This is a genomic window from Phenylobacterium sp., from assembly GCF_030681155.1.
Classification (GTDB): Bacteria; Pseudomonadota; Alphaproteobacteria; order Caulobacterales; family Caulobacteraceae; genus Phenylobacterium.
Genome location: NZ_JAUXXE010000049.1, coordinates 83,438 through 107,756 on the forward strand (window position 1 = coordinate 83,438; position 24,319 = coordinate 107,756).

Sequence of the window (24,319 nt, forward strand, 5' to 3'; positions counted from 1 at the left end):
GAGGAATTTTCATGATACTTGCCGGCCGCCTAAGGCGCGGCGCCGACCAGGACTTCGCGCTTGCCAGCGTGGTTGGCGGGGCTGACCACGCCTTCCTGTTCCATCCGCTCGATCAGCGAGGCGGCGCGGTTGTAGCCGACCTGCAGGCGCCGCTGGACGTAGCTGGTCGAGGCCTTGCGGTCGCGGGTGACGACGGCCACGGCGCGGTCGTAGAGATCATCGCCCGATCCACCGCCGCCTTCGTCGCCGAACGAGTCGCCGTCTTCGCCGTCCTCGTCACCGCCGGCGGTGACGTCCTCGAGGTATTGCGGCTCGCCCTGGGTGCGCAGGAACTTGGCCACCGCCTCGACTTCCTCGTCGGAGACGAACGGGCCGTGCAGGCGGGTGATCCGGCCGCCGCCGGCCATGTAGAGCATGTCGCCCTGGCCCAGCAGTTGTTCGGCGCCCTGCTCGCCCAGGATGGTGCGGCTGTCGATCTTGGAGGTGACCTGGAAGCTGATCCGGGTCGGGAAGTTGGCTTTGATGGTGCCGGTGATGACGTCCACGGACGGTCGCTGGGTCGCCATGACCAAATGGATGCCGGCCGCCCGCGCCATCTGGGCCAGACGCTGCACCGCGCCTTCGACATCCTTGCCCGCCACCAGCATCAGGTCGGCCACTTCGTCGATCACCACGACCAGATAGGGCATGGGCTTGGGATCGATACGCTCGCTCTCATAGATCGGCCGGCCGCTTTCATCGAAACCGGTCTGGACGGTGCGCTCGAAGTGCTCGCCCTTGGCGGCGGCCTCCTTGGCGCGCTCGTTGTAGGAGGCCACGTTCCGTACACCGATCTTCGACATCAGGCGGTAGCGGTCTTCCATCTCGCGGACGGTCCACTTTAGCGCGACGATGGCCTTCTTCGGGTCGGTGACGACCGGCGCCAGCAGGTGCGGGATGCCGTCATAGACGCTCAGTTCCAGCATTTTCGGGTCGATCATGATGAACCGGCACTGCTCTGGCGGCAGGCGGTAGAGGATCGACAGGATCATGGCGTTGACGCCCACCGACTTGCCGGAGCCGGTGGTGCCGGCGATCAGCAGGTGAGGCATCTTCGACAGGTCGGCGATATAGGGCTCGCCGCCGATGTTTTCGCCCAGCGCCATGGGCAGGGCCTGGGTGGAACGCTCGTATTCTGAACTGGCCAGCAGGTCGCGCAGATAGACCGTCTCGCGCCGGGCGTTCGGCAGCTCGATACCGATGGCGTTACGGCCCGGAACCACCGAGACGCGGCAGGCGGCGACCGACATCGAGCGTGCGATGTCGTCCGACAGCGCCACGACCCGGGCGGATTTTACGCCGGCGGCCGGCACCAGCTCATAGAGGGTGACCACGGGGCCGGGGCGGATCTGGTCGATGTTCCCGCGCACGCCGAACTCGGCCAGCACGCTTTCCAGCAACTGGGCGTTCTGGCGCAGGGCGCCTTCGTCGAACTGCGAGGCGCGCGGCTTGGGCTTGGACAGCATGGCCAGCTCGGGCAGGGCGAAGCCGCTGGTCTTGACGAAGTCGAAGGTGGTCTGGGCCTCGCGCTGCTCGCGGCTGGATTCCTTAGGCGCCGGCTTGGGCGCCTTGATCGCCACGCTGGGCGAGCTTTCGTCCTCGTCGTCCAAGGCGGCGGGCGGGACGTAGGCCGCCGGTTCGGGCGCAGCGCGAGCCGCGACGGGCGCAGCTTCGGCGGCCTTGGCGCGGCGAGCGACCGAGGCCCGGGTAGGTTTGGCGGCCGGCGCTGGCGCCGGGGTGGAAGCCTGTTGGCGCAAGGTCGCCTTGACCCAGTCGATGCTGGCCTGCAGTTCGGCGCGGCGCACGCCGATGGCGTAGCCGATGCCGGCCGCCGCAGCGATCGCCAGCAGGGTCGCGGCGAAGATGCCGCCGCCCGGAATGTGAGCGTAGGAAAAGACGCCGGCCAGGCCGTGCAACACCCCGTCGCCCCAGAAGCCGCCAAGCCCCTTGGCCAGCGGCCAAGCCGCCGGGGCGGGCGGCGCGGCCAGCAGGCCGGCCAGGGCCAGGACGCCCAGCGTTCCGACCAGGGCGCGGATGCGCAGCTTCTTACGGTTCTGGTCAGGCTGGGGCGTGGTCGCCCGGCCCAGGCCGAACACGACCATCAGCAGGGCCGCGACGCCTGCCGCGAGCCCCAGGGATTGGATGCCGACATCGGCCGCGGTTGCGCCGGGTGCGCCGAGCAGGTTGGAAGGCGACAGCGCCGAGGCGGCGTTCAGGCTGGGGTCGGAGGCGTTGTAGGTCGCAAGCGCTATAGCCAGGGCGATGCCGGCCGCCGCGATGATCCCGCCGCGCAGCCGCGCTGTAGCCGGATGGGTCCAGGCGAGGCTCGCAATGTGCAGCCCCAGCTCAATACCCGTTTTCCGCGCCACTCGCGCCATCGCCCGATCCCCAGTTCTGCAAATCCCATGTTTGGACGCCCGAGGGTTAAGAGGCGTTTACCAAGCCGGACGTTGGGGCAGGTGTTTTCGGAAACGCCTAGCGGCGACGGTGGAAATCCAGTTTTCGTTTGTCCAAACCCACACTAGGTTCGCCAGCATGTGGACCATGCCTCGAAGCGTCCTGCGGGTCGTCGCCGTCATCCTCGCCATCTGCGCTGTCGGCGGGTTCGTGCTCGGCGTTCGAGGCGCTCCGGAGCGGGCGCGGTTGCCAGGCGAAAGCGCCACCGGCGGCCCGGCCTTGCAGGCTACTGACGCCCAGCCGCTGGACAACCTAGTGCTCACGCCGTCGGAACTGGAGCCAGAGCCCCCGAAGGTCGAGGAAAAGCCGGAGGAGAAGGTCGAAGAGCTTGCGCCGGTGACGCCGGTTCCCGTCGCGCCGCCGGTCACGCCTGCACCTAAAGCTCCCGCAGTCCCCTCGGCCGATGAAGACCGAGTCGGCGACCTGATCGACGGCCTCACCCCGCCGCCGGAACAGCCGCCCTACTGAGTTTCGCTAGGCTGTGGCCGGCGCCGCCCGGCGCAAGGTCAGATTGATGCGGCCGCCGCTCGGGAGCAGCCGCGAGGATCCTGCCAGGATGCGATCGACGCCGTGGTGGAATAGCCGCGCCTCGCCCGCCAGCAGGCAGACGTCGCCAGACGCCAGCTTTATCGATCGGGTGGGATCGGACCGCTTGACGCCGCCTATGCGGAAGACGGCGGTGTCGCCCAGTGAAACCGACAGCACCGGAAACTTGAGGTCGGCCTCGTCCCGGTCCTGATGCAGGCCCATCTTGGCCTCGGCGTTATAAAAATTGATCAGGCAGGCGTCGGGTGGAACGTCAGGATCGGCGAGCTCGGCCCAGAGGTCGAGCAGGACCTGTGGAATGTCGGGCCACGCCTGGCCGGTGACCGGATGACGCGGCTCATAGCGGTAGCCGGCGGCGTCGGTGGTCCAACCCAGGGATCCAAGGCTGGTCATGGCCACGCTCATCGGCTTTCCGCCGGGCGTCACCTGATGGACCAGGGGCGCTTGTTCGACCCGCGCCAGCACCTGCGCCAACAACTCGCTCTGGGCCTGCGGCGACAGGCGGCCGGGCAGCAGTCGAAATCCTGTGGTCGTCGAAAGGGTCATCGGGTCTCATATAGGCGCAATGGCCCACTCTGCTCACGATCCGCGCATGGCGCCCATGAGGTGGCGGTCCTTGACGCCAGGAGAGCGTGCGGCGTGCGCCGATGTCTTCGGCGACGAGCTGGACGCCAGCAGGGTCAAGCTCTTCAGCCTGCCTTTCTGGCCGCGACCTTTCGTCCCAAACGGGCGGCTGATCATCTGGCCCTCAACCTCCGCTATGGCCGATTTCGCCGACGCCCCGCTATGGCTGCGCTCGGTGCTGATCCACGAATTGACCCATGTCTGGCAGGCTCAGACGGGGGTGTTTCTGCCCCTGGCCAAGCTGAAGGCGGGGGACGGACAGGCGGCCTATGCCTACGATCTGGCCGATGGGCGAAATTTTTCGCAACTCAATATCGAGCAGCAGGCGATGGTCGTTCAGCACGCCTACTTGGCTGCTGGGGGTGGGGCTGCGCCCTATGACACCCAAGCTTATGCAAGGATTTTAGAAGCTTGGCCGGGAGGTCTAGGGTGAAGACCCTGCAAGATATAGGGGCATTGCGCCCTTGCAGGGACCGCAGGTGATCCCATATCGCGACTCGACGCCGGTTTCCCCGTGGGTTAACCGGCCGAGCCCTTATTCGAACCGGGGACGTCGATAAGAAACGGGGTGCTTCACTCGAAGGCCCTTCAACCGGCGTCCGCCATTCAGGAGCGAGCAAGACTCGATATGAGCAAGATCATCGGCATCGACCTGGGCACGACCAATTCGTGCGTGGCCATCATGGACGGCAAGCAGCCGAAAGTGATCGAGAACGCCGAAGGCGTTCGGACCACGCCGTCGGTTGTCGCCATCCTCGACGACGGCGAACGCCTCGTCGGCCAGCCGGCCAAGCGCCAGGCTGTCACCAACCCGTCCAACACCCTGTTCGCCATCAAGCGCCTTATCGGCCGCAGCTTCTCCGACCCGGTGGTCGAGAAGGATCGGCACATGGTGCCCTACGAGATCGTAAAGGGTCCGAACGGCGACGCCTGGGTGAAAGCCCACGGCAAGGACTATTCGCCCCAGCAGATCTCGGCCTTCATCCTGCAGAAGATGAAGGAAGCTGCTGAGCAGCATCTCGGCGAAAAGGTCGAGAAGGCCGTCATCACGGTTCCGGCCTACTTCAACGACGCCCAGCGTCAGGCGACCAAGGACGCCGGCAAGATCGCCGGCCTGGAAGTCCTGCGCATCATCAACGAGCCGACCGCTGCGGCGCTCGCCTACGGCCTGGACAAGAACGACGGCAAGAAGATCGTCGTCTACGACCTGGGCGGCGGCACCTTCGACGTCTCGATCCTGGAGATCGGCGACGGCGTCTTCGAGGTGAAGGCGACCAACGGCGACACCTTCCTCGGCGGTGAAGACTTCGACATGCGCATCGTCGAGTACCTCGCCGATGAGTTCAAGAAGGAGACCAGCGTCGATCTGCGGAACGACAAGCTGGCCCTTCAGCGACTGAAGGAAGAAGGCGAGAAGGCCAAGAAGGAACTCTCGTCGGTTCCCCAGTACGAAGTGAACCTGCCCTTCATCTCGATGAACGCCTCGGGTCCGCTGCACCTCAATATCAAGCTTTCGCGCGCCAAGCTCGAAGCCCTGGTGGAGGACCTGATCGCGCGCACCGTCGGCCCCTGCGAGCAGGCGCTGAAGGATGCGGGTCTGAAGAAGTCCGACATCGACGAAGTGATCCTGGTCGGCGGTATGACCCGCATGCCCAAGGTCGTGGACACCGTGAAGGAGTTCTTCGGTCGTGAGCCCCACAAGGGCGTGAACCCGGACGAAGTCGTGGCGCTGGGCGCTGCGGTGCAGGCCGGCGTTCTGCAAGGCGACGTCAAGGACGTGCTGCTGCTCGACGTCACGCCGCTGACGCTCGGCATCGAGACCCTGGGCGGGGTGTTCACTCCGCTGATCGAACGCAACACCACCATCCCGACCAAGCGTTCGCAGACCTTCTCGACCGCTGACGACAACCAGTCGGCCGTGACCATCCGCGTGTTCCAAGGCGAACGCCCGATGGCGCACGACAACAAGATGCTGGGTCAGTTCGATCTGGTCGGCATTCCGCCGGCTCCGCGCGGCGTGCCGCAGGTCGAGGTCACCTTCGACATCGACGCCAACGGCATCGTGAACGTGTCGGCCCGCGACAAGGCTACGGCCAAGGAGCAGTCGATCCGCATCCAGGCCAATGGCGGTCTGTCGGACGCCGACATCGACAAGATGGTGCAGGAAGCCGAGGCCAACAAAGCCGACGACGAAAAGCGCAAGGCCCTGGTTGAAGCCAAGAACCAAGGCGAAGCCATCGTCCACTCGACCGAGAAGGCCCTGGCCGAACACGGCGACAAGGTCGCTGGCGCCGACAAGGAAGCCATCGAGACCGGCTTGGCCGATCTGAAGTCGGCTCTTGAAGGCGAAGACTCCGACGCGATCTCGGCCAAGACCCAGACGCTGATCCAGGCTTCGATGAAGCTCGGCGAGGCGATGTACGCCGCTCAGCAGGGCGGAACCGACGACCAGCCGGAAACGGCTGGCGCCGACGATGACGTGGTCGACGCCGAGTTCGAGGAAGTCGGCGACGACGACGACGACAAGAAGAAATCGGCGTGACGTTTCGCCCGATGGCGGTCTCTGGCAACTCTTGCGAGAAGGCCGCCATGGGCGGCGCGACCGAAATGGAAATCTCCGCTCGACTTCGACTGGCGCAAGCCTTGCGGTTGGGCGGGGATCATCCCACCTCAATACTCAGATCAATTTTGAACGCCTGAACATAGCATGCGGGATTATTACGAGATCCTCGGCGTGGAGCGGAGCGCTGACGACGGCGCGCTGAAAGCTTCATTCCGAAAGCTGGCCATGGAGCATCACCCCGACCGCAATGGCGGTTGCGAGGAAGCCGAGGGGCGGTTCAAGGAAATCAACGAGGCCTATTCGATCCTCTCCGACCCCCAGAAGCGGGCCGCCTATGACCGGTTTGGTCATGCGGGCGTGAACGGTTCGGGCGGCGGTGGTGGTGGCAACGGCCAGTTCCACGACGTGAACGACATCTTCAGCGAGGTGTTCGGCGACGTCTTCGGCGACATGTTCGGTGGTCGCGGCCGCCAGCGCAGCGGACCGGCCCGTGGCCAGGACCTGCGTTATGACCTCGAGATCACCCTTGAGCAGGCCTATGCCGGCTCCGAGGTGGAGATCACGGTCCCGGCCTCGATCAACTGCGAAAGCTGCGATGGTTCGGGCGCTAAGCCCGGAACCAGCCCTACGGTCTGCGGAAGCTGCGGCGGCGCTGGCCGCGTGCGGGCCAGCCAAGGGTTCTTCTCGATCGAGCGGGCTTGCCCGCGCTGCGGCGGCTCGGGCCGTCTGGTGCTCGATCCCTGCCAGGAATGCCACGGCCACGGCCAACTGCGGAAGGAGCGCACGCTCCAGGTCCGCATCCCGGCCGGTGTCGACGACGGAGCCCGGATCCGGCTGGCCGGCGAAGGCGACGCTGGCGCGCGCGGCGGACCGCGTGGCGACCTCTACATTTTCCTGTCGGTGAGGCCGCACGACCTCTTCGACCGCGAAGGTCTGGACCTGCTCTGCACCGTGCCGGTGCCGATGGCGGTCGCGGCCTTGGGCGGCGACATCGAGGCGCCGTGCCTGATGGGCGGCGATGACTGCGACGGAAACTGCAAGATCGAGGTCAAGGTGCCGGAAGGCTCCCAGACCGGCCGTACGGTCCGCCTGAAGGGCCGTGGCATGCCTTCTCTGCGCTCGCGTGAACGTGGCGACCTGGTGGTTGAACTGTTCGTCGAGACCCCGACCAAGCTGACCGCGCGTCAAAAGGAGCTGATGCGCGAGTTCTCCGACATCTGCGGCGAACAGCAGCATCCGAAGTCGGCCAACTTCATCGGCAAGGCCAAGCGCTTCTGGGAAGACGTCACCGGCGCCTAACGCGCCGGCGATCGCTTCGTCGCGCCGCTAGCGCTTGAGGTCGATGTCTTTGCCGCCGGCCGGCAGGGACACCACGTCGCCGTCGCGCGCCACCCAAAGCGGCCCATCGAAGATGCGGCGGGCGTTCCCGAGGAACGGTCCCTCTAGCGCCCGCATCCGCAGCGGCGGAACCATGTGCGTCAGCATCAACGCCCCGACCTTTGCGGTCTGCGCCGTTCGCGCGGCGTCCTGCGGAGTCGCGTGATAGTCGGGGATGTCGGCCATCAGCTTGGCGACATTGGGCCGATCGGCCTTTTGCGCAGCCTCGCGCAGGATGGCGACCAGCCGCGGCGAGAGCGCCTCATGCACGAGCAGGTCGGCGCCGCGCGCGTTCTTCTCCACCGCCGCGTTCTTCGCCGTGTCGCCGGAGACCACGAGGCTGCGACCCTTGTAGTCGAAGCGATAACCTACGGCCGGGTGGACCGGGCTGTGGTCGACCGCGAAGGCGGTGATCTTCACCCCGCCGTCTTCGAAGACCACTTTTCCATCAGGACCGGGCTCGGCGAACGGCTGCGCGGTCAGGCCAAAGCCGCTTGGCGGAACGGTTTCGGCTCCATGATGGGCGACACGGTAGGTGGAATCCTGGCGATAAGCTTCGTTGAAACCCGCCGCGATGCTCTCCACGCCGGGTGGGCCATGGAGGGGAAGGGGCGCCAGCGCTGCGCCGGACACCCACCGCTGCATCGCCAGGGCGCCCAGGCCGTCGATGTGGTCGGAGTGGAAGTGGGTCAGGAACACCGCCTCGACCAGGCCGGGCGACAGGCCGACGCTGTTGAGGACCTCGGCCGATCCTTCGCCGGCGTCGACGACGAACACCCGGCGCCCGGCGACCACCGTCAGGCACGGCCCCGCCCGGGTCGTGTCGGCGAGCGGTGATCCGGAGCCGCAGACCACGGCATGCAGCCCGTCAGGCAGTTCCTTCGTCAGGTTGGTCGCCATCGCCTTGTCGGCGACGCGGGTCGTGACGGCCAGGGCGATCTCGCCCCGCGTCAGATAGAGCCCGCCGAGGATCGCCACGAGGCAAGCCCCGCCCGCCAGCCAAGCTAAACGCCGCGTCCGATTGGCAGCCATCGCATCCTCCGAGGGAATATATTGGCATGATAAGTGCCATTATATTGAGGCTCGCGTCAAATCGCATGCGTTGGCCTGCGCCACGGGCTATCCAGAGGGCGATGACCGCGCACCTGGACGCTGAAACGCTCGCCCCGCCCGTCGATGGCCGCCGCGCCCGCACGGTCGCCAGTCGCGCCCGCATCCTTGAGGCGATGATCGACCTGTTGCAGGAGGGCGAGACCCAGCCCTCCGCCGAAGCCGTGGCGGCCAAGGCCGGCGTCGGGGTGCGGACAGTCTTTCGCCTGTTCAGCGACGTCGACGGCCTCTACCGGGGTCTCCAGAGGACCATGGCCGAGCGGCTGGCCCCGATCCTGGCCGAGCCCGTCACCGGTGCTCTGGCCGAGCGGCTCGATCTCCTGGTCGGGCGCCGCGCGCAGATCTTCGAAGAAATGGCGCGGCCCAAGGCCTTCGCCGACATGCACCGGGCGCGGTCTTCGGAACTGCAGGAAACCCACCGGTTGTTCATCGTCGCTCAGCGGGCCCTACTGCTTGGCCACCTCGATGGCCTGTTGCCCGACGATGTGGACCTGGCCTCGGCGCTCGACCTGGCGCTCAGCTTCGACGCATGGCGGCGCCTGCGGGACGATCAGGGGCTGTCGCGCGAGGTCGCCGAGCGGGTGATGCGACGGATGGCCCGGGCCCTGATCGCCAGCACGCTCAATCCCTGAAGAGGCGAGACCGCGTCAGGCGGTCTTGGTCAGCACCCGGATGTCGGGCCAGCGATAGCTGACCTCGTAGGTGACGCCGCCGGGGCCGGGCTCGCGCCGAGGGGCCTCGGCCTGGCCGCCCAGATGTTCGTAAAACCCGCGGGCCGGGATGTTGTCACGCAGGACCGAGAGCATCAGCGAGGTGGCTTCGTTCGCCGCGAAGACGCGGGCGATGTCGCACAGCAATCGCCGCCCCAGTCCGTAGCCCTGCGCGGTGCGCAGCACATAGAGCGTGGTGACCTCGGCCTCGCCCGCCCGCTTGGACCGGGACGGGCCGCCTGCGGCGTAGCCCACCAGCCCTGAGCGGTCGGCGGCGATCAGGGTGGCTTCCTTTTCACCTGGCCTGATCAGGCTGGCGGCGAAGCGGCGCGCATAGACCGGGACTGTCATGCGGCTGAGGAACGAGTCCGGCAGCAGGCCTTGATAGGTCTCTCGCCACGACTGGATGTGCACGCGCGCGAGATCCTCGGCGTCGCCTGGTCCGGCGGGGAAGATGACGTGCTGCAACGGACGCTCCTGAATCGATACTTGGGCGCCGGAAGGCGCTGTTCAAGGGGCTGCGGCTCCAATGGGGGCTGACGCCGGGCGCGGGCGCCGTTAGCTTCGGCCCACTCATGAACGCCCCGTCTCCCACGCTCCCCGATCCCGCCGGCGCCACGCCGGTCATGGCCCAGTTTTTCGAGGCCAAGGCCCGCCAGCCCGACGCGCTGGTGTTCTTCCGCATGGGAGATTTCTACGAGCTGTTCTTCGAGGACGCCGAGAAGGCGGCGGCGGCGCTCAGCATCACCCTGACCGCGCGGGGCAACCACGGCGGGGCGCCGATCCCGATGTGCGGCGTGCCGGTGCATGCGGCCGAAGCCTATCTGGCCAAGCTGGTTCGCGCAGGCTTCAAGGTCGCGCTCTGCGAGCAGATGGAAGACCCGGCCGAGGCCAAGAAGCGCGGTTACAAGTCGGTGGTGCGTCGCGACGTCGTCCGGGTGGTGACGCCGGGCACCCTGACCGAAGACGGCCTGCTGGACGCCCGAGGCTCCAACCGCCTGGCGGCCGTGGCCGTGCGGGCCGGCGCGGCCGCTGTCGCCACCGTCGAGCTATCGACTGGCGAGGTCGAGTGCATGGCGCTGTCGCGCGACGGCCTGGCCTCGGCCTTGGCCGCGCTTGGCCCCTCCGAGACGCTGGTGCCTGACCGGCTGTTCGCCGACGAGACCCTGTCCGAGACCTTCAAGACCGTCAGCGGATTGATCCAGCCCATGGCTTCGGCCCTGGCCGAGCCTTCGGCGTCGGAGGCGCGTCTGAAGCGGCTCTACGGGGTCGAGACACTCGACGGTTTCGGCGAACTCACCGGCGCTGAAATTTCGGCCCTGGGCCTGATCGCCGCGCACCTGGAAACCACCCAGGCCGGGCGACTGCCGGCCCTGACGGCGCCGCGCCGGGCGGGTGAGGCCGACGTGATGTCGATCGACCCCGCCACCCGCTCCAGCCTGGAGATCGAGAAAAGCACTTCGGGCTCGCGTGACGGCTCGCTGCTGGGCGCCATCGACCGCACCATCACCGCGCCCGGCGCGCGGCTGCTGTCGGCGCGACTGGCGCGGCCGCTGCTCGATCCGGCCGCCATCAATGCGCGGCTCGACGCGGTGGAGTGGTTCTGCGAGCGCCGGCCGCTACGTCAGAAGCTGCGCGAAACCTTGCGCGGCATGGGCGACATGGCCCGCGCCTTGTCGCGCCTGGCGCTGGGCCGTGGCGGTCCGCGCGACCTCGGCTGCCTACGCGACGGCCTGGCTGGCGGCGAAACTCTGTCGCAGCTGTTCTCCCATCCTGCGCCGCTCGATCCGCCGCCGCCGGGCGAGATCGCCGGCGCGCTGGCCGGGCTTCACCCGCTCGGCGATCCCGGCCTGGCCGAGTTCCGCCGCATGTTGGCTGAGGGCTTGGGACAGGACCTGCCGGCCCAAGCTCGTGACGGCGGCTATGTCGCCGCCGGCGTCCGTGCGGAGCTGGATCAGGCCCGCGCCCTGCGTGACGACAGCCGCAAAGTGATCCTGCAGCTCGAGGCCCGGTTGGTCGCTGAAAGCGGCGTGGCGCTGAAGATCAAGCACAATGCGGTGCTGGGTTATTTCGTCGAGACCTCCGCCAAGGCGGCCGAGCCGCTCATGACGCCTCCGCTCAATGGCGCCTTCATCCACCGCCAGACCCTGGCCAATCAGGTGCGTTTCACCACCGTGGAGCTGGCCGAGCTGGACGCCCGCATCGCCCAGGCGGCCGAGCGGGCCCTGGCCATGGAGGTCGCCACCTTCGAAGCCTGGCGCGAGGCCGCGATTGGCGTCGCGACCGCGATCCAGGCCGCGGCCGAGGGCGCATCGCGCCTCGACGTCGCCGCCGGCCTGGCCGAATGGGCCGACGATGTGGGCGCCAGCCGGCCGGTGATCGACCGCTCCACCGCCTTTGAAGCGCAGGCCGCGCGCCATCCGGTGGTCGAGGCCGCGGTCAAGCGGGCCGGCGATCCCTTCACCCCCAATGATTGCCGCCTCGATGGCGCGGGCGTAGCCGGCGCGCGGCTCTCGATCGTCACTGGCCCGAACATGGCCGGTAAGTCGACCTTCCTGCGTCAGAACGCCCTGCTGGCGGTGCTGGCCCAGGCCGGCTGCTATGTCCCGGCCAAGTCATTGCGTCTCGGCGTGGTCGACCGGCTGTTCAGCCGCGTTGGGGCGGGGGATGATCTGGCGCGGGGTCGCTCGACCTTCATGGCCGAAATGGTCGAGACCGCCGCCATCCTTACCCAGGCGACGCCGCGCTCGCTGGTGATCCTCGATGAGATCGGGCGGGGCACGGCGACCTATGACGGCCTGGCCATCGCCTGGGCCTGCGCCGAGGCGCTGCACGAGACGAACCGCTGCCGGGGCCTGTTCGCCACCCACTATCACGAGCTCGCCGTGCTCGAGGATCGGCTGGCCCACGTCGCCAACCTGTCGCTCAAGGCCAAGGAGTGGAACGGCGACCTGATCTTCCTGCATGAGGCCGGGCCCGGCCCCGCCGACCGCTCCTACGGCGTGCAGGTGGCCAAGCTGGCCGGGGTTCCGCCCGCCGTGGTGGTGCGCGCCCGCGAGGTGCTGGACCGGCTGGAGCGGGAGGCCGGCGCGCCGGCCCATCTCGACGGCCTGCCGCTGTTCGCCGCCTCGGTCGCCGAGCCCGAGCACAAGGGGTCAAGCCAGGTCGAGGAGGCGCTGCGCGCGCTCGACGCCGACAGCATGAGCCCGCGCGAGGCGATGGCCGCGCTCTATCGCCTGAAGGAAATGCTCTAGTGGCCCTGAAGGCCCTGAAGGCCCTGATGGTCGATGTCGACGGGGTGATCGTCACCCACGCCGATCCGAAGGGTTGGTCGGCGAATATGGAAGCCGACCTCGGGCTCTCGCCACAGGCCCTTCAGGACGCGTTCTTCGCGCCGCACTTCGGCGACATAATTCATGGCCGCGCTCGCCTGCACGACCGGCTCGGTCCGGTGCTGGCGCAGATCGCCCCGCACGTCACCTCCCAGGCCTTGGCCAACTACTGGTTCGAGCAGGATGGTCATCTCGATCACGACCTGCTGGAGCAGTTGGCGGCGGTTCGTGCGCGCGGGATCGAACTTCACCTGGCGACCGTGCAGGAGCACGAGCGCGCCGATTATCTCTGGACCAAGATGGCGCTGAAGGACCGTTTCGACGCGATCCACTACGCCGCCGCGCTCGGCCACGCCAAGCCGGCCTTGGAGTTCTATCGCGAGATCGAGGCGCGCACCGGCTTTGCGCCCAGCGAGCTGTTCTTCATCGACGACAAGGCCGCCAATGTGCAAGCCGCCCAGGCCTGCGGCTGGGCGGCGGCGGTCTGGACGGGGCAGGAGCGGTTGGCCGCCCTGATGGCGAAGGCCGGGGTCTGAGCGGTTATCTACGCACGTATCGTCATCACCGGGCTTGTCCCGGTGATCCATAAACACGAACCGTCCAGATAGATCTCCGACCGCGGAGTCTATGGATGGCCGGCTCAAGAGGCCGGCCATGACGATCTTTAGGGGTGGCGTTAAGCCGCCCGACGCCGAGCGATGGCGCCCTCGGCCAAGCGGAAGCGACCGATCAGGTCGGTGAGGGTTTCGGCCTGGCGGGCGAGGTCCGCCGCGGCGTTGGCGGTTTCCAGCACCATGCCGGCGTTCTGCTGGGTGACGCGGTCCATTTCGTTGACCGCGGTGTTCACCTGGCCAAGACCGATGGCCTGTTCCTGGGTCGAGGTGGAGATGTCGCCGACCAGCCCGTGGACTTCGCTAACCCGTCCGACGATGCGGTTCAGCGCCTGCCCGGTCTGGCCCACGAGTTCGACGCCTTGGGCGACCTGGCTGCTGGAGTCGGTGATCAGACCCTTGATCTCACGGGCCGCGTCCGCGGCGCGCTGGGCCAGGGCCCGGACCTCGGAGGCGACGACCGCAAAGCCACGGCCGGCTTCGCCAGCGCGGGCGGCCTCGACCCCGGCGTTCAGGGCCAGCAGGTTGGTCTGGAAGGCGATCTCGTCGATCACCCCGATGATCTGGCTGATCTTGTTGGAGGAGCCTTCGATCTGGCCCATGGCGGCGATCGCGGCCTCGACCACGGGGGCGCTCTGTTCGGCTTCCTGACGGGCGTCGGCGACGGCGCCCGAGGTTTGCCGCGCGGTTTCAGCTGAGCGGCGGACGGTCACGGTGATCTCATCGACGGCGGCGGCGGTCTGTTCCAGCGAGGCGGCTTGGTTTTCGGTGCGGCGCGCGAGGTCGTCGCCGGACGTCTTCAGTTGGCCGACCGTGGAAGTCATGGAGGACACCGCCCGCACCACCGCGGCGATTGTGCCGTGCAGTTCGCCGACCGCACCGTTGAAGTCGTCGCGGAGCTGGGCGTAGTCGCCGGTCAGTTCTCGCTCGATGCGCGCGGTCAGGTCGCCCTTCGCCAGGCCCGAAAGCGCTTGGGCCAGGGTTTGGACCACGCGCGCCTGTTCAGCGGCGGCGGCGGCGCGTTCGGCCTCGGCCTTATGGCGCTCGGCTTCGGCGGCTTCGAAATAGGCGTCGAGCACCAGGCTCATGTCGAGCATGGCGCCCTTGATGAGCGCGGTGATGATGTCGGCGGTCTCGGCGTTCTTCGCCTTGCCCCCGAACACGCCAGGCGAGCGCTCAGTCATGACCGAGCGGATCAGTTGCTCCAGCACCAGGGCGTAGCCGCCGATGTACCAGCGCGGCTCCAGTCCGATGCGGGCGTGAATGCCGCCGATGGTCTGGACGGCCTTGGCGTAGTCGGCCGAGAACTCGCCGGACGCGATGCCCTGCCAATGGCGGAGCTGGGCGTTGTGGGCCTTGGTGATGTGGCCGTCGTCGCGGAAGTGGGTCCGCGTCTCGGGGGTCTTTCGGACTTGGGCGTAGAAGTGATCGAGCGCGGCCGGCAGGTTCTCTGAGATCAGCGGTTGCGCCGAACGCAGGGTTTTGCGGGTCTCCGCGGTCACCTGCATGAATTCCAGGCGTCCGTCCAAGCCGTTCCCAGTCATCACTCGCTCCACAACCGCGCAACACTCACGCATCAACATCTTGCGACGTCCTCCTGAACCTTCGCGGTTAAGGATGGGTAAGGAGCTCGACGACCTACCGGCAGATGATCGATTCCGCGTCATTTCGCCGCCGTGCGCGACCGACAGGTATTGAACTGTGTTTTTCTTTGCCCTCGGCAGACGAAGCCGCCGAGACTATATCCAAGCCATGCCCCCACGCCTTCGCCCCACACGCCTGGAATATGTCGTCGACGGGGTCCGTCTGCGCGCCCAGCTTTCCGCCGCCGCCCTCGACGCCGTCGGCGACGAGGCCGAGCAACGCCGCCGCGCGCTGGAAATTCTGAAGCAGGCTCTGTTCCGTGGCCGGATGATCGCCAAGGAGCGGCTGGAAAACGGTGCTGGCGGCATCGAGACCGCGCGACTGCTGTCGGGCGTCACCGACGAGGTGGTCACCGCCCTCTACGACTTCACCACGGTCCACGTGTTCCGGGCGCGCAACCCCACCGAAGGCGAGCGCCTGGCGTTGCTGGCGGTCGGTGGCTACGGGCGCGGCGCCCTGGCGCCGTTCTCCGATCTCGATCTGCTGTTCCTGCGCCCCTACAAGCCGACCGCCCACACCGAGAGCGTGATTGAGTACATGCTCTACGCCCTATGGGACCTGGGCTTCAAAGTTGGCCACGCCTCGCGCACGGTCGAGGAGTGCATCAAGCTTTCGCGCGAAGACTACACTATCCGCACCTCGATCCTGGAGGCGCGTCAGCTCACCGGCGACAAGCAACTGGCCGACGAACTGATCCGCCGCTTCCGCGCCGAGGTGGTGAAGGGCACCGCCGCCCAGTTCGTCGCCGCCAAGCTGAAGGAGCGCGATGTCCGCCAGGAGCGGGCAGGGGCCAGCCGCTACATGGTCGAGCCCAATGTGAAAGAGGGCAAGGGCGGGCTGCGGGACCTCAACACCCTGTTCTGGATCGCCCAGTATCTGCATCCGGTCAGCCAGGTGGACGGTTTCGTCCAGCTCGACATGTTCAACCGGCGTGAGGTCGCGGCCTTCATCAAGGCGTTCGATTTCCTGTGGGCGGTGCGGTGCCATCTGCACTTCGCCACCGGCCGGCCTGAAGAGCGCCTGACCTTTGACCTGCAGCCCGAGATCGCCCGCCGGATGGGCTATGGCGATCGCGGCGACGCGCCGGCCGTCGAGCGTTTCATGCGGCGCTACTTCCTGATCGCCAAGGAGGTAGGCGCGCTGACCCGCGTGTTCGCCGCCAAGCTCGAGGCCGAGCAGATCAAGCAGGAGCCGAAGGGGCTCTCGCGGCTCATTCCTGGCCACGGCAAGACCAAGCGCAAGAAACTCGACCCCGGCTTCCACGAAGAAGGCGGGCGCTTGAACATCGATGGGCCTGAGATTTTCGAGGCCGATCCGATCAACATGCTGCGGCTGTTTCGGCTGGCCGATCAGCGCGACCTCGACCTGCATCCCGACGCCTTCACCGCCGCCAGCCGCTGTTCGGGCCTGATCGGTTCGAAGGTGCGGCGGGACCCGGCGGCGGCCAAGGTGTTCCTGGACATCCTCGCTCACGGCCGCGATCCGCAGCGGACCCTGTCGATGATGAACGAGGCCGACGTACTGGGGCGCTTCGTGCCCGAGTGGGGCCGCATCGTCGCTCAGATGCAGTTCAACATGTACCACTCCTATACGGTGGACGAGCACACCCTACGGGCCATCGGGGTGATCGCCGACATCGCCAACGGGCGCTTCGCCGAGGACCATCCGCTGTCGACCGCGGTCATGCCGCTGATCGACGACCGCGAGGCGCTGTTCCTGGCGATGCTGCTGCACGACACCGGCAAGGGCGGGGTCGGCGGGCAGGAAAAGGCCGGCGCCCGCGCCGCCCGCCAGGCCTGCGAGCGCCTGGGCCTGGACCGCAAGCGCATCGAGATGGTGGCCTGGCTGGTCGAGCATCACCTGGTGAAGATCGACTACGCCCAGAAGCGCGACATCTCCGACCCGCGCACCGTGGTCGATTTCGCCCGCATCGTGGAGACGCCCGAGCGGCTGCGCCTGCTGCTGGTGCTGACCGTCGCCGATATCCGCGCGGTCGGGCCGGGGGTCTGGAACGGCTGGAAGGGCCAGCTGATGCGCGAGCTCTACGGCGCGACCGAAGCGGTGTTCCGCGGCGGCCGCGGCTCGGACGCCGCCGCCGCCATCCGCCGCTATCACGAGAACGCGGCCTATGACGCCCGGGTGCGGTTGATCGCCGCCGACCCGACGACGGTCGATTGGGTCCAGACCATGGAGGACGCCTATTTCACCTCGTTCTCCGATGAGGAAATCCTTGTCCACGCGGCCCTGGCGCGGCGCGCCGAGCAGGCCGGGGGCGCGGCGGCCCAAGGCCAGATTCGCAGCGGCCTGAACGCTTCGGAAGTGGTGGTCGCCGCGCCCGACCGCCAGCGATTGTTCGTCAATCTGGTCACCGCCATCACAGCGGCCGGCGCCAACGTGGTCGGGGCCCGTGTGTTCACCTCCGGCCAGGGCGAGGCGCTGGATGTATTCTATGTCCAGGACGGCGCCGGCGCCGCCTATGGGGCGGACAATCCACGCACGCTCAGCCGTTTGGCCGAGGCCCTCGAAGCGGCTGGGCGGGGCGAGGCGACCAAGGGTGAACCGCGCCGGGTGACGGACTTTGGTCGCGCCGCGGCCTTCTCGATCACGCCCACCGTCATGCTCGACAACGACGCCTCGGAAGTCTCCACGGTGGTGGAGGCGTCGGGTCGCGACCGGCCAGGCCTGCTGGCGGCGCTGGCCAACAATATATCGGACGCCGGGCTCTCGATTCTGTCGGCGCATATCGATGGCTATGGCGAGCGGGCTGTCGACGCCTTCTATGTCACTGAGCCGAACGGGGGAAAGCTGACCGACGCCAAGCGGATGGCGGCGCTGAAGGCTGATCTGATGGCCTCGCTGAACGAAGCCGAGGCCGCGCCGCCGCGCTCTCGGGCCAATCTGCAGAAGGCCAGAGCGAGCGTCGCCCGATAGGGCGCGCGGGCTCTTGTCGCTCTTGACCCTGCCCTAGGGCTCAGCGCACACAAACCGCGTGACCGCATCCGCATCCTCGCCCGCCAAGAGCGGCCTGATCCGCTCCTCCATGGTGCTGTCGGGCCTGACGCTCATCAGTCGGTTCATGGGGCTGGCGCGGGATCTGGTGCTCACCGCCCGGCTCGGGGCCAGCGCCACCATCGCGGCCGACGCCTACTACACCGCCCTGGCTTTCCCGAACCTGTTTCGCCGGATCTTCGCCGAGGGCGCGTTTTCCTCGGCCTTCATCCCGGCCTACACCAAGACCCTGGTCGGGGACGGGCAGGCGGAGGCCGACCGCATCGCCTCTGACGCCCTGGCGACCCTGGCCGCGGCCACGATCGGCCTGACCATCGCCGCCCAGCTGGCCATGCCATGGCTGATGTACGTCATCAATCCGGGCTACGCTTCCGATCCGGCCAAGTTCAAGCTGGCGATCCTGCTGACCCAGATCAGCATGCCCTATCTGCCGTGCATGGCGATTGGCGCGCTGCTCTCGGGCGTCCTGAACGCCCACCGGCGGTTCATCGTCACCGGCATTTTCCCGACCATCCTCAACCTGGTCATGCTGGCTGCGGTCATTCCGCAGACTGACCCCATCCGGGCCGCCTTCGCCGCCTCTGTCGCCATTCCCATAGCCGGCGTGCTGCAGGCCGGCCTGCTGTGGTGGGGCGCTCGGCGGGCCGGGGCGAAGATCATGCTCCGCCTTCCCAAGCTCAGTCCTGAGATCAAGGCGCTGATCGCCCTGGCCATCCCCGGGGCGATCGCCGCCAGCGCCGTGCAGATCAACATCTTCATTTCCGGCATCCTGGCCTCCCAGGTGCCCGGCGGGCGGGCCTGGACCGAGGTCGCCGCGCGTCTATACCAGCTGCCGCTCGGCCTGATTGGCGTGGCGGTGAGCGTCGCCCTGCTGCCCCGGCTGTCCAGCGCCATCCAGGCCAAGGACCATGCCGACGCTCAAGCCGCCACCGACCAGGCGATCATCTTCTCGCTGGCCCTGACGGCGCCTGCCGGCGCGGCGCTGGCGGCCATGCCGTTCTTCCTGATCGACGGGCTATTCACCCGCGGCGCCTTCACCGTGGAGGACGCGCGTCAGACCGGTCAGATCCTGCTGCAATACGGTTGGGGCGTCCCGGCCTTCGTGCTGACCCGCGTGCTGCAGCCGGCGTTCTTCGCCCGCGCCGACACCCGCGCGCCGATGCGCTTCGGGATCATCTCGGTGGTGGTGAACATCGTGCTTGGCCTGGCCCTGTTCCAGGTGATCGGCATCCAAGGCATCGCTGCGGCGACCAGCGCGGCCGCCTGGTTGAACGTCCTGCAGATGTCTCTGTTGCTCGCCAAGCGAGGTGATTACACGCCCACCAAGGTGGCCTGGAACCGGATCGCCCGCATCATTGCGGCCAGCACGGCGTTCGGACTGCTGATGGCCTTTGCGTCCCACAACCGAGCCTTCATCGAGGCCCCGTTGCATGACCTGCGCTTCCTCGGCCTGGGGGCCAAGGAGATCGCCGTACTGTCGGTCAGCGCGCTCGGCGTGCTGGCCTATGGCGTGCTGCTGCTCGGGTTCAGGGGTGTCACCCCCACCGAAATCCGCGCGGCCCTTCGCCGCCGTCCGGGCGATGTCGCGGTCTCGCCGGACCTCTGACGGGCTTGCCGTTTTTCCGCGAAGGCCTTATTCGCAATGGTCATGGCTTACGGAACGCAAACTTGGCGATGGCGCAGCGCCTGATCCCGCCCACCGGCTGCGCCGACGCGCGCCTGCACGTCCTCTTTTCAAAAGCCTGACATCATCATGACCGACCAAGCTCCCCCCGCCTACACGGGCCCGCAACGCGTGCTGTCCGGCGTCCAACCTTCGGGCGCCCTGCACCTTGGCAACTATCTCGGCGCGCTGGTGAAGTTCGCCCGCCTGCAGCACGAGGTGGAGACCTTCATCTTCGTGGCCGACATGCACGCGATCACCGTGTGGCAGGACCCGAAGCTGCTGGCTTCCCAGGTGCGCGAGATCGCCGCCGCCTATCTGGCCGCCGGCCTTGATCCGAAGGTCGCCACCATCTTCCCGCAGTCCGCCGTGACCGCCCACGCCGAACTGGCCTGGATCTTCAACTGCGTCGCCCGCCTCGGCTGGCTCGACCGGATGACCCAGTTCAAGGAGAAGTCGGGCAAGCACAAGGAGCGCTCGAGCGTCGGCCTCTACACCTATCCGGTGCTCCAGGCCGCCGACATCCTGCTCTACAAAGCGACCCAGGTTCCGGTGGGCGAGGACCAGCGCCAGCATCTTGAGCTGACACGCGACGTGGCGGCCAAGTTCAACCACGACTTCGAGGTTCCGGGCTTCTTCCCATTGCCCGACGCCATGACCCAGGGTCCCGGCGCGCGGGTGATGTCGCTGCGCGACGGCTCGGCCAAGATGAGCAAGTCCGACCCGTCGGACAATTCGCGGCTCAACCTGCTGGATGACGCGGACGCCATCTCCCAGAAGGTCCGCAAGGCCAGGACCGACCCTGAGCCGCTGCCCGAGACGCTCGATGAACTGAAAGAGCGGCCGGAGGCCCTGAACCTGCTCGGCATCTACGCCGCGCTGGAAGGGCGCACTTCAGCCGAAGTGCTGACCGAGTTCGCCGGCCAGGGCTTTGGCGCCTTCAAGCCGAAGCTTGCCGATCTCGCGGTCGAAAAGCTTGGCCCGGTCGGCGCTGAGATGCGCCGTTTGATGGCCGATCCGGCCGAGATCGACCGGGTGCTGGCCGCCGGCGCCGAGCGCGCCCGTGAAGCCGCCGCGCCCACGCTGGCCGAGGTCCGCAAGATCGTCGGGTATTGGGGCGCCTAAACCCACGTTCAATCGTCATCCTCCGGTCGTCTGAAAGACGATCCGGGGGACCCAAGCTGAGTTACAGAACTCGATAGGCCGATTGGGTCCCCCGGATCTCGCTTCGCGAGCCCGGAGGATGACCATGGTGGTTCAGTGTTGCCTTCGCTTCCGTCAGACCTCACCGTCATCCCATGAGCCCACGTAAGTTCCTCGTTATCGCCGACGACAGCCCAGAGTTTCAGGCCGCCCTGCGGTTCGCCTGTCGCCGGGCGCGCTCGACCCAGGGGCACGTGGCCCTGTTGCGGGTGATCGAGCCGGCGGTGTTCGAGCATTGGAGCGGCGTGCGCGACGAGATCGAGCGCCAGGCCCGTGAGGAGGCCGAGGCGATCCTGCAGAAAATGGCCGAGTATGTGGTGGCCGAAACCGGCGCTCCGCCAGAATTCATCATTATGCACGCCGACAGCACCCGCGCGGCCCTGCGCGAGGTGATTTCCGCCGATCCGTCGATCAAGATCCTGGTGTTGGCCGCCGCGGTCGGGGGCAGGGGCCCCGGCCCGTTGGTCGCCTCCATCGCCAAGGACGGGGTCAAATGGGGGAGTCGCAAGGTGCCGGTGACCGTCGTGCCGGGCGATCTGACCGATGAAGAGATCGCCGACCTCGCCTAGCGACATCGCGAAACTTGCGATTTGGCCGGCAAAGCGCCACATCACATCCATGTTCATCCAGACTGAAGTCACGCCGAACCCCGAGGTTCTGAAGTTCCTTCCCGGCCGCGAACTCCTCGCTGAGGGTTCGCGCGACTTCCGGACCATGGAAGAGGCTCAGGTCTCGCCGCTTGCGAGCGACCTGTTCGATATCGAAGGCGTCACCCGGGTGTTCTTCGGGGCCGACTTCCTGACGGTCGGCAAGGACGCTCATCATGATTGGCCGCACCTGAAGGCGCCGATCCTGGCGGCGATCATGGATCACTTCACGTCGGGCCGGCCTCTGTTCGAGGAAAGCGGCGGCGAGGCCGGCGGCCACGACGATCTGGTCTATGAGGGCGAGACCGCCCAGGTGGTCGCCGAGATCAAGGAATTACTGGACACCCGCATCCGCCCCGCTGTGGCGCAGGACGGCGGCGATATCCTGTTCAATCGCTTCGAGCCCGACACCGGGGTGGTCTGGCTGCATATGCGCGGCGCCTGCTCGGGCTGCCCGTCGTCGTCGGCGACGTTGAAGGCCGGCGTCGAGAACATGCTCAAGCACTACGTGCCCGAGGTGACGCGCGTCGAGCAGACGCTCTAGGCGCCCCAGGGGTGGGGTTTTCTCGAATATCAGCGGCGAACACGCGATGATCGTGCTCGCCATCGACACCTGCCTGTTCGCCTGCTCGGTTGCGGTGGTGGACGGCGAGCAGGTCTTGGCGCGCCGTGTCGAGCCGATGAGCCGTGGCCATCAGGAACGTCTCGCGCCGTTGGTCCAGGAGGCCATGGCCGAGGCTGGACTGGGCTTCGACAAGCTTGAGCGGATTGGCGTCACCGTCGGCCCCGGGTCGTTCACCGGTTTGCGGGTCGGATTGGCCTTCGCCAAGGGCCTGGCTTCCGCGCTTTCCATCCCGGCGGTCGGGATCGGCGCCTTGGAAGCCTTGGCTGACACTGAGAGTGGGAACGTTGTCGCCGTGCTCGACGCCAAGCGCGGCCAAGTCTATCTGCAGGCCTTCTCCGATGGCGCCCCGGTCAGTGCGCCGGACGCCCTGCCGATCGAGACCGCAGCGGCGCGCGTGGCCGAATTCGCGCCCGACACCTTGATCGGCACCGGCGCGGCCCTGCTGGCCGGGTTTCGGCCAGGGGTTCGGGTCATCGAGGCCGACGTCACCGACCCGGTGGCGGTGGCGCGCCTGGCGGCGCTGCGATCGCCGGTCCCTCCGCGCCCGCTCTATCTTCGCGCGCCGGACGCCAAGCTGCCGGGCGGAAAGACGCTCGAGGCGTGAAGCTGCGCGGCGCCCGGGGCGACGAGGTTGGCGCGCTCGCCGAGGTCCACGCCCTGGCTTTTGACCATCCGTGGTCGGCCGCGGAGATTGCCGAACTGATGGGAAGCCCTGGGGCGTTCGCCCTGGTGGCCGAGGACGCCGGGCCGGTCGCCTTCATCCTTTGCCGGGCCATCGCTGGCGAGGCGGAAATCCTGACCTTGGCGGTGTCGCCGGCCGCGCGTCGCCGCGGCGTGGCGCGCGGCCTGGTCGAGGCGGCGGCCGGCGCGGCCCGCATTGCGGGCGCCGAAGCGATGTTTCTTGAAGTCGCCGACGACAATCTCGCGGCCATCGGCCTCTACGAGACTGCAGGGTTCACGCGTGCGGGATTGCGGCGCGGGTACTATGATCGCGGTCCACAAGGTTTGGCCGATGCGCTCGTGATGCGTCTCGACCTTGGCCGCGCGGCGCTGTAGCCCTATCCTTAGGTCGTCTGAAAGTCCGAGGAGCCCCGTTCGTGGATCGCATTGAAAATCTCTGCATCGAGAAGGGCATGCGCATGACCGAGCAACGCCGCGTGATCGCGCGGGTGTTGTCGGCTGCCCACGACCACCCCGATGTGGAAGAACTCTATCGCCGCTCCCACGAGGTCGATCCGCACATTTCCATCGCCACGGTTTACCGGACCGTGCGGCTGTTCGAAGAGGCCGGCATCATCGCGCGCCATGATTTCCGCGACGGTCGTTCGCGCTATGAAGAGGCGACCGAGGTCCACCACGATCACCTGATCGACATGAAGACCGGCCGCGTCGTCGAGTTTGTGGATGAGGAAATCGAGGCCCTGCAAGAGGCGATCGCCCACAAGCTCGGCTACAAGCTGGTGGATCACCGCCTTGAGCTTTACGGCATGCCCCTTGATGACCAATAGGGCAGCCGCGCTCCGCCTTGGCGGGGTTTTGGGCTGATCTTGGACGATTTCCGGATTCGGTTGCGACGTTGTGACGACGAGCGTGCGCGCTGTTGTGCGCCTTGCGCCAACCTATCCACAGCCCCATAAACCCGGCCATGTCCGCTCCAACCAAGCGCCTCTACATCAAGACGTACGGCTGTCAGATGAACGTCTATGACAGCGAGCGCATGGCCGACGTCCTTGCGCCGCTGGGCTATGGGATGACGGACGAGCCTGAGGGTGCCGATCTGGTGGTGCTGAACACCTGCCATATCCGGGAAAAGGCCACCGAAAAGGTCTATTCCGAGCTTGGCTACATCAAGCAGATGAAGCAGGCCCGCGCCGAGGCCGGCGCGTCGATGACGGTCGTGGTCGCCGGCTGCGTGGCCCAGGCTGAGGGCGAGCAGATCATGATCCGCCAGCAGGCGGTGGATCTGGTCGTCGGGCCGCAGGCCTATCACCAACTGCCCGAACTGATCGCACGCACGCATCGAAAGCGCGGTGAGCGGCTGGCGGCCGACTTCGCCGCCGACGAGAAATTCGACGCCCTGCCAGTGGAACGCAACCCGACCGGCGTCACCGCCTTCCTCACCGTGCAGGAGGGCTGCGACAAGTTCTGCACCTTCTGCG

20 protein-coding genes and 1 pseudogene are annotated in these 24,319 nt (G+C 67.4%); 16 read left to right on the forward strand and 5 right to left on the reverse strand.

Annotation, left to right across the window (positions count from 1 at the left end):
• Positions 1-29: 29 nt before the first annotated feature.
• Positions 30-2,417, reverse strand: coding sequence for a DNA translocase FtsK (locus tag Q8M13_RS12520; RefSeq protein ID WP_305300281.1), 2,388 nt, complete (start codon positions 2,415-2,417; stop codon positions 30-32).
• Positions 2,418-2,583: 166 nt separating this feature from the next.
• Here Q8M13_RS12520 and Q8M13_RS12525 point away from each other — a divergent pair, with 166 nt between their 5' ends.
• Complete coding sequence (locus tag Q8M13_RS12525) at positions 2,584-2,964, forward strand: hypothetical protein (protein WP_305300282.1); 381 nt, start codon at positions 2,584-2,586, stop codon at positions 2,962-2,964.
• 6 nt (positions 2,965-2,970) lie between these two features.
• Here the strand turns inward: Q8M13_RS12525 and Q8M13_RS12530 are convergent, their stop codons facing one another.
• Positions 2,971-3,588 carry an alpha-ketoglutarate-dependent dioxygenase AlkB gene (locus Q8M13_RS12530; protein WP_305300283.1) on the reverse strand — a complete coding sequence of 206 codons (618 nt, stop codon included), beginning with the start codon at positions 3,586-3,588 and terminating at the stop codon, positions 2,971-2,973.
• Positions 3,589-3,634: 46 nt separating this feature from the next.
• Between Q8M13_RS12530 and Q8M13_RS12535 the strand changes: the two genes are divergently transcribed.
• From Q8M13_RS12535 to dnaJ, 3 genes are all read left to right on the forward strand, one after another.
• On the forward strand, positions 3,635-4,099 hold the full coding sequence (locus Q8M13_RS12535; RefSeq protein WP_305300284.1) for a hypothetical protein: 465 nt from the start codon (positions 3,635-3,637) through the stop codon (positions 4,097-4,099).
• 195 nt (positions 4,100-4,294) lie between these two features.
• A complete protein-coding gene (gene dnaK, locus Q8M13_RS12540) occupies positions 4,295-6,208 on the forward strand; it encodes a molecular chaperone DnaK (protein WP_305300285.1) in 1,914 nt (637 codons plus the stop codon).
• Between the two features lie 165 nt (positions 6,209-6,373).
• Positions 6,374-7,528, forward strand: coding sequence for a molecular chaperone DnaJ (gene dnaJ, locus Q8M13_RS12545; protein WP_305300286.1), 1,155 nt, complete (start codon positions 6,374-6,376; stop codon positions 7,526-7,528).
• 27 nt (positions 7,529-7,555) lie between these two features.
• Here the strand turns inward: dnaJ and Q8M13_RS12550 are convergent, their stop codons facing one another.
• Positions 7,556-8,638, reverse strand: a complete 1,083-nt coding sequence (locus Q8M13_RS12550) for an MBL fold metallo-hydrolase (RefSeq protein ID WP_305300287.1) — start codon at positions 8,636-8,638, stop codon at positions 7,556-7,558.
• A 101-nt stretch (positions 8,639-8,739) separates the two neighbouring features.
• On the opposite strand from Q8M13_RS12550, the gene Q8M13_RS12555 reads away from it, so the two are divergent.
• Positions 8,740-9,348 carry a TetR/AcrR family transcriptional regulator gene (locus tag Q8M13_RS12555; protein WP_305300288.1) on the forward strand — a complete coding sequence of 203 codons (609 nt, stop codon included), beginning with the start codon at positions 8,740-8,742 and terminating at the stop codon, positions 9,346-9,348.
• A 15-nt stretch (positions 9,349-9,363) separates the two neighbouring features.
• Here Q8M13_RS12555 and Q8M13_RS12560 read toward each other — a convergent pair whose 3' ends face one another.
• The gene (locus tag Q8M13_RS12560) at positions 9,364-9,894 is read right to left on the reverse strand and encodes a GNAT family N-acetyltransferase (RefSeq protein ID WP_305300289.1); all 531 of its coding nucleotides are present in this window, start codon (positions 9,892-9,894) and stop codon (positions 9,364-9,366) included.
• 107 nt (positions 9,895-10,001) lie between these two features.
• On the opposite strand from Q8M13_RS12560, the gene mutS reads away from it, so the two are divergent.
• Together mutS and Q8M13_RS12570 are read left to right on the forward strand one after the other, a co-directional pair.
• The gene (mutS, locus tag Q8M13_RS12565; RefSeq protein ID WP_305300290.1) at positions 10,002-12,680 is read left to right on the forward strand and encodes a DNA mismatch repair protein MutS; all 2,679 of its coding nucleotides are present in this window, start codon (positions 10,002-10,004) and stop codon (positions 12,678-12,680) included.
• Positions 12,680-13,294 (forward strand): HAD family hydrolase, encoded by a 615-nt coding sequence (locus tag Q8M13_RS12570; protein WP_305300291.1) that lies wholly within the window; start codon positions 12,680-12,682, stop codon positions 13,292-13,294. Before mutS ends, Q8M13_RS12570 begins: the two co-directional genes overlap by 1 nt.
• Positions 13,295-13,434: 140 nt before the next feature.
• Here the strand turns inward: Q8M13_RS12570 and Q8M13_RS12575 are convergent, their stop codons facing one another.
• The gene (locus Q8M13_RS12575) at positions 13,435-14,913 is read right to left on the reverse strand and encodes a globin-coupled sensor protein (RefSeq protein WP_305300292.1); all 1,479 of its coding nucleotides are present in this window, start codon (positions 14,911-14,913) and stop codon (positions 13,435-13,437) included.
• A gap of 208 nt (positions 14,914-15,121) precedes the next feature.
• On the opposite strand from Q8M13_RS12575, the gene Q8M13_RS12580 reads away from it, so the two are divergent.
• The 9 genes and pseudogenes from Q8M13_RS12580 to Q8M13_RS12620 all read left to right on the forward strand — a co-directional run.
• Positions 15,122-17,944 carry a [protein-PII] uridylyltransferase gene (locus Q8M13_RS12580; RefSeq protein WP_305300293.1) on the forward strand — a complete coding sequence of 941 codons (2,823 nt, stop codon included), beginning with the start codon at positions 15,122-15,124 and terminating at the stop codon, positions 17,942-17,944.
• A gap of 58 nt (positions 17,945-18,002) precedes the next feature.
• Positions 18,003-19,628 (forward strand): murein biosynthesis integral membrane protein MurJ, encoded by a 1,626-nt coding sequence (gene murJ / locus Q8M13_RS12585; protein WP_305300294.1) that lies wholly within the window; start codon positions 18,003-18,005, stop codon positions 19,626-19,628.
• A 147-nt stretch (positions 19,629-19,775) separates the two neighbouring features.
• The gene (gene trpS, locus Q8M13_RS12590; RefSeq protein ID WP_305300295.1) at positions 19,776-20,810 is read left to right on the forward strand and encodes a tryptophan--tRNA ligase; all 1,035 of its coding nucleotides are present in this window, start codon (positions 19,776-19,778) and stop codon (positions 20,808-20,810) included.
• A gap of 173 nt (positions 20,811-20,983) precedes the next feature.
• Positions 20,984-21,457 carry a universal stress protein gene (locus Q8M13_RS12595; protein WP_305300296.1) on the forward strand — a complete coding sequence of 158 codons (474 nt, stop codon included), beginning with the start codon at positions 20,984-20,986 and terminating at the stop codon, positions 21,455-21,457.
• A gap of 49 nt (positions 21,458-21,506) precedes the next feature.
• Positions 21,507-22,079 (forward strand): NifU family protein, encoded by a 573-nt coding sequence (locus Q8M13_RS12600; protein WP_305300297.1) that lies wholly within the window; start codon positions 21,507-21,509, stop codon positions 22,077-22,079.
• 49 nt (positions 22,080-22,128) lie between these two features.
• Complete coding sequence (gene tsaB, locus Q8M13_RS12605; protein ID WP_305300303.1) at positions 22,129-22,764, forward strand: tRNA (adenosine(37)-N6)-threonylcarbamoyltransferase complex dimerization subunit type 1 TsaB; 636 nt, start codon at positions 22,129-22,131, stop codon at positions 22,762-22,764.
• Positions 22,761-23,216, forward strand: coding sequence for a ribosomal protein S18-alanine N-acetyltransferase (gene rimI, locus Q8M13_RS12610; protein ID WP_305300298.1), 456 nt, complete (start codon positions 22,761-22,763; stop codon positions 23,214-23,216). The genes tsaB and rimI overlap by 4 nt, the downstream gene beginning before the upstream one ends.
• 41 nt (positions 23,217-23,257) lie before the next feature.
• Complete coding sequence (locus Q8M13_RS12615; protein WP_305300299.1) at positions 23,258-23,668, forward strand: Fur family transcriptional regulator; 411 nt, start codon at positions 23,258-23,260, stop codon at positions 23,666-23,668.
• A 137-nt stretch (positions 23,669-23,805) separates the two neighbouring features.
• Positions 23,806-24,319: pseudogene (locus Q8M13_RS12620) on the forward strand (tRNA (N6-isopentenyl adenosine(37)-C2)-methylthiotransferase MiaB); the annotation flags it as partial.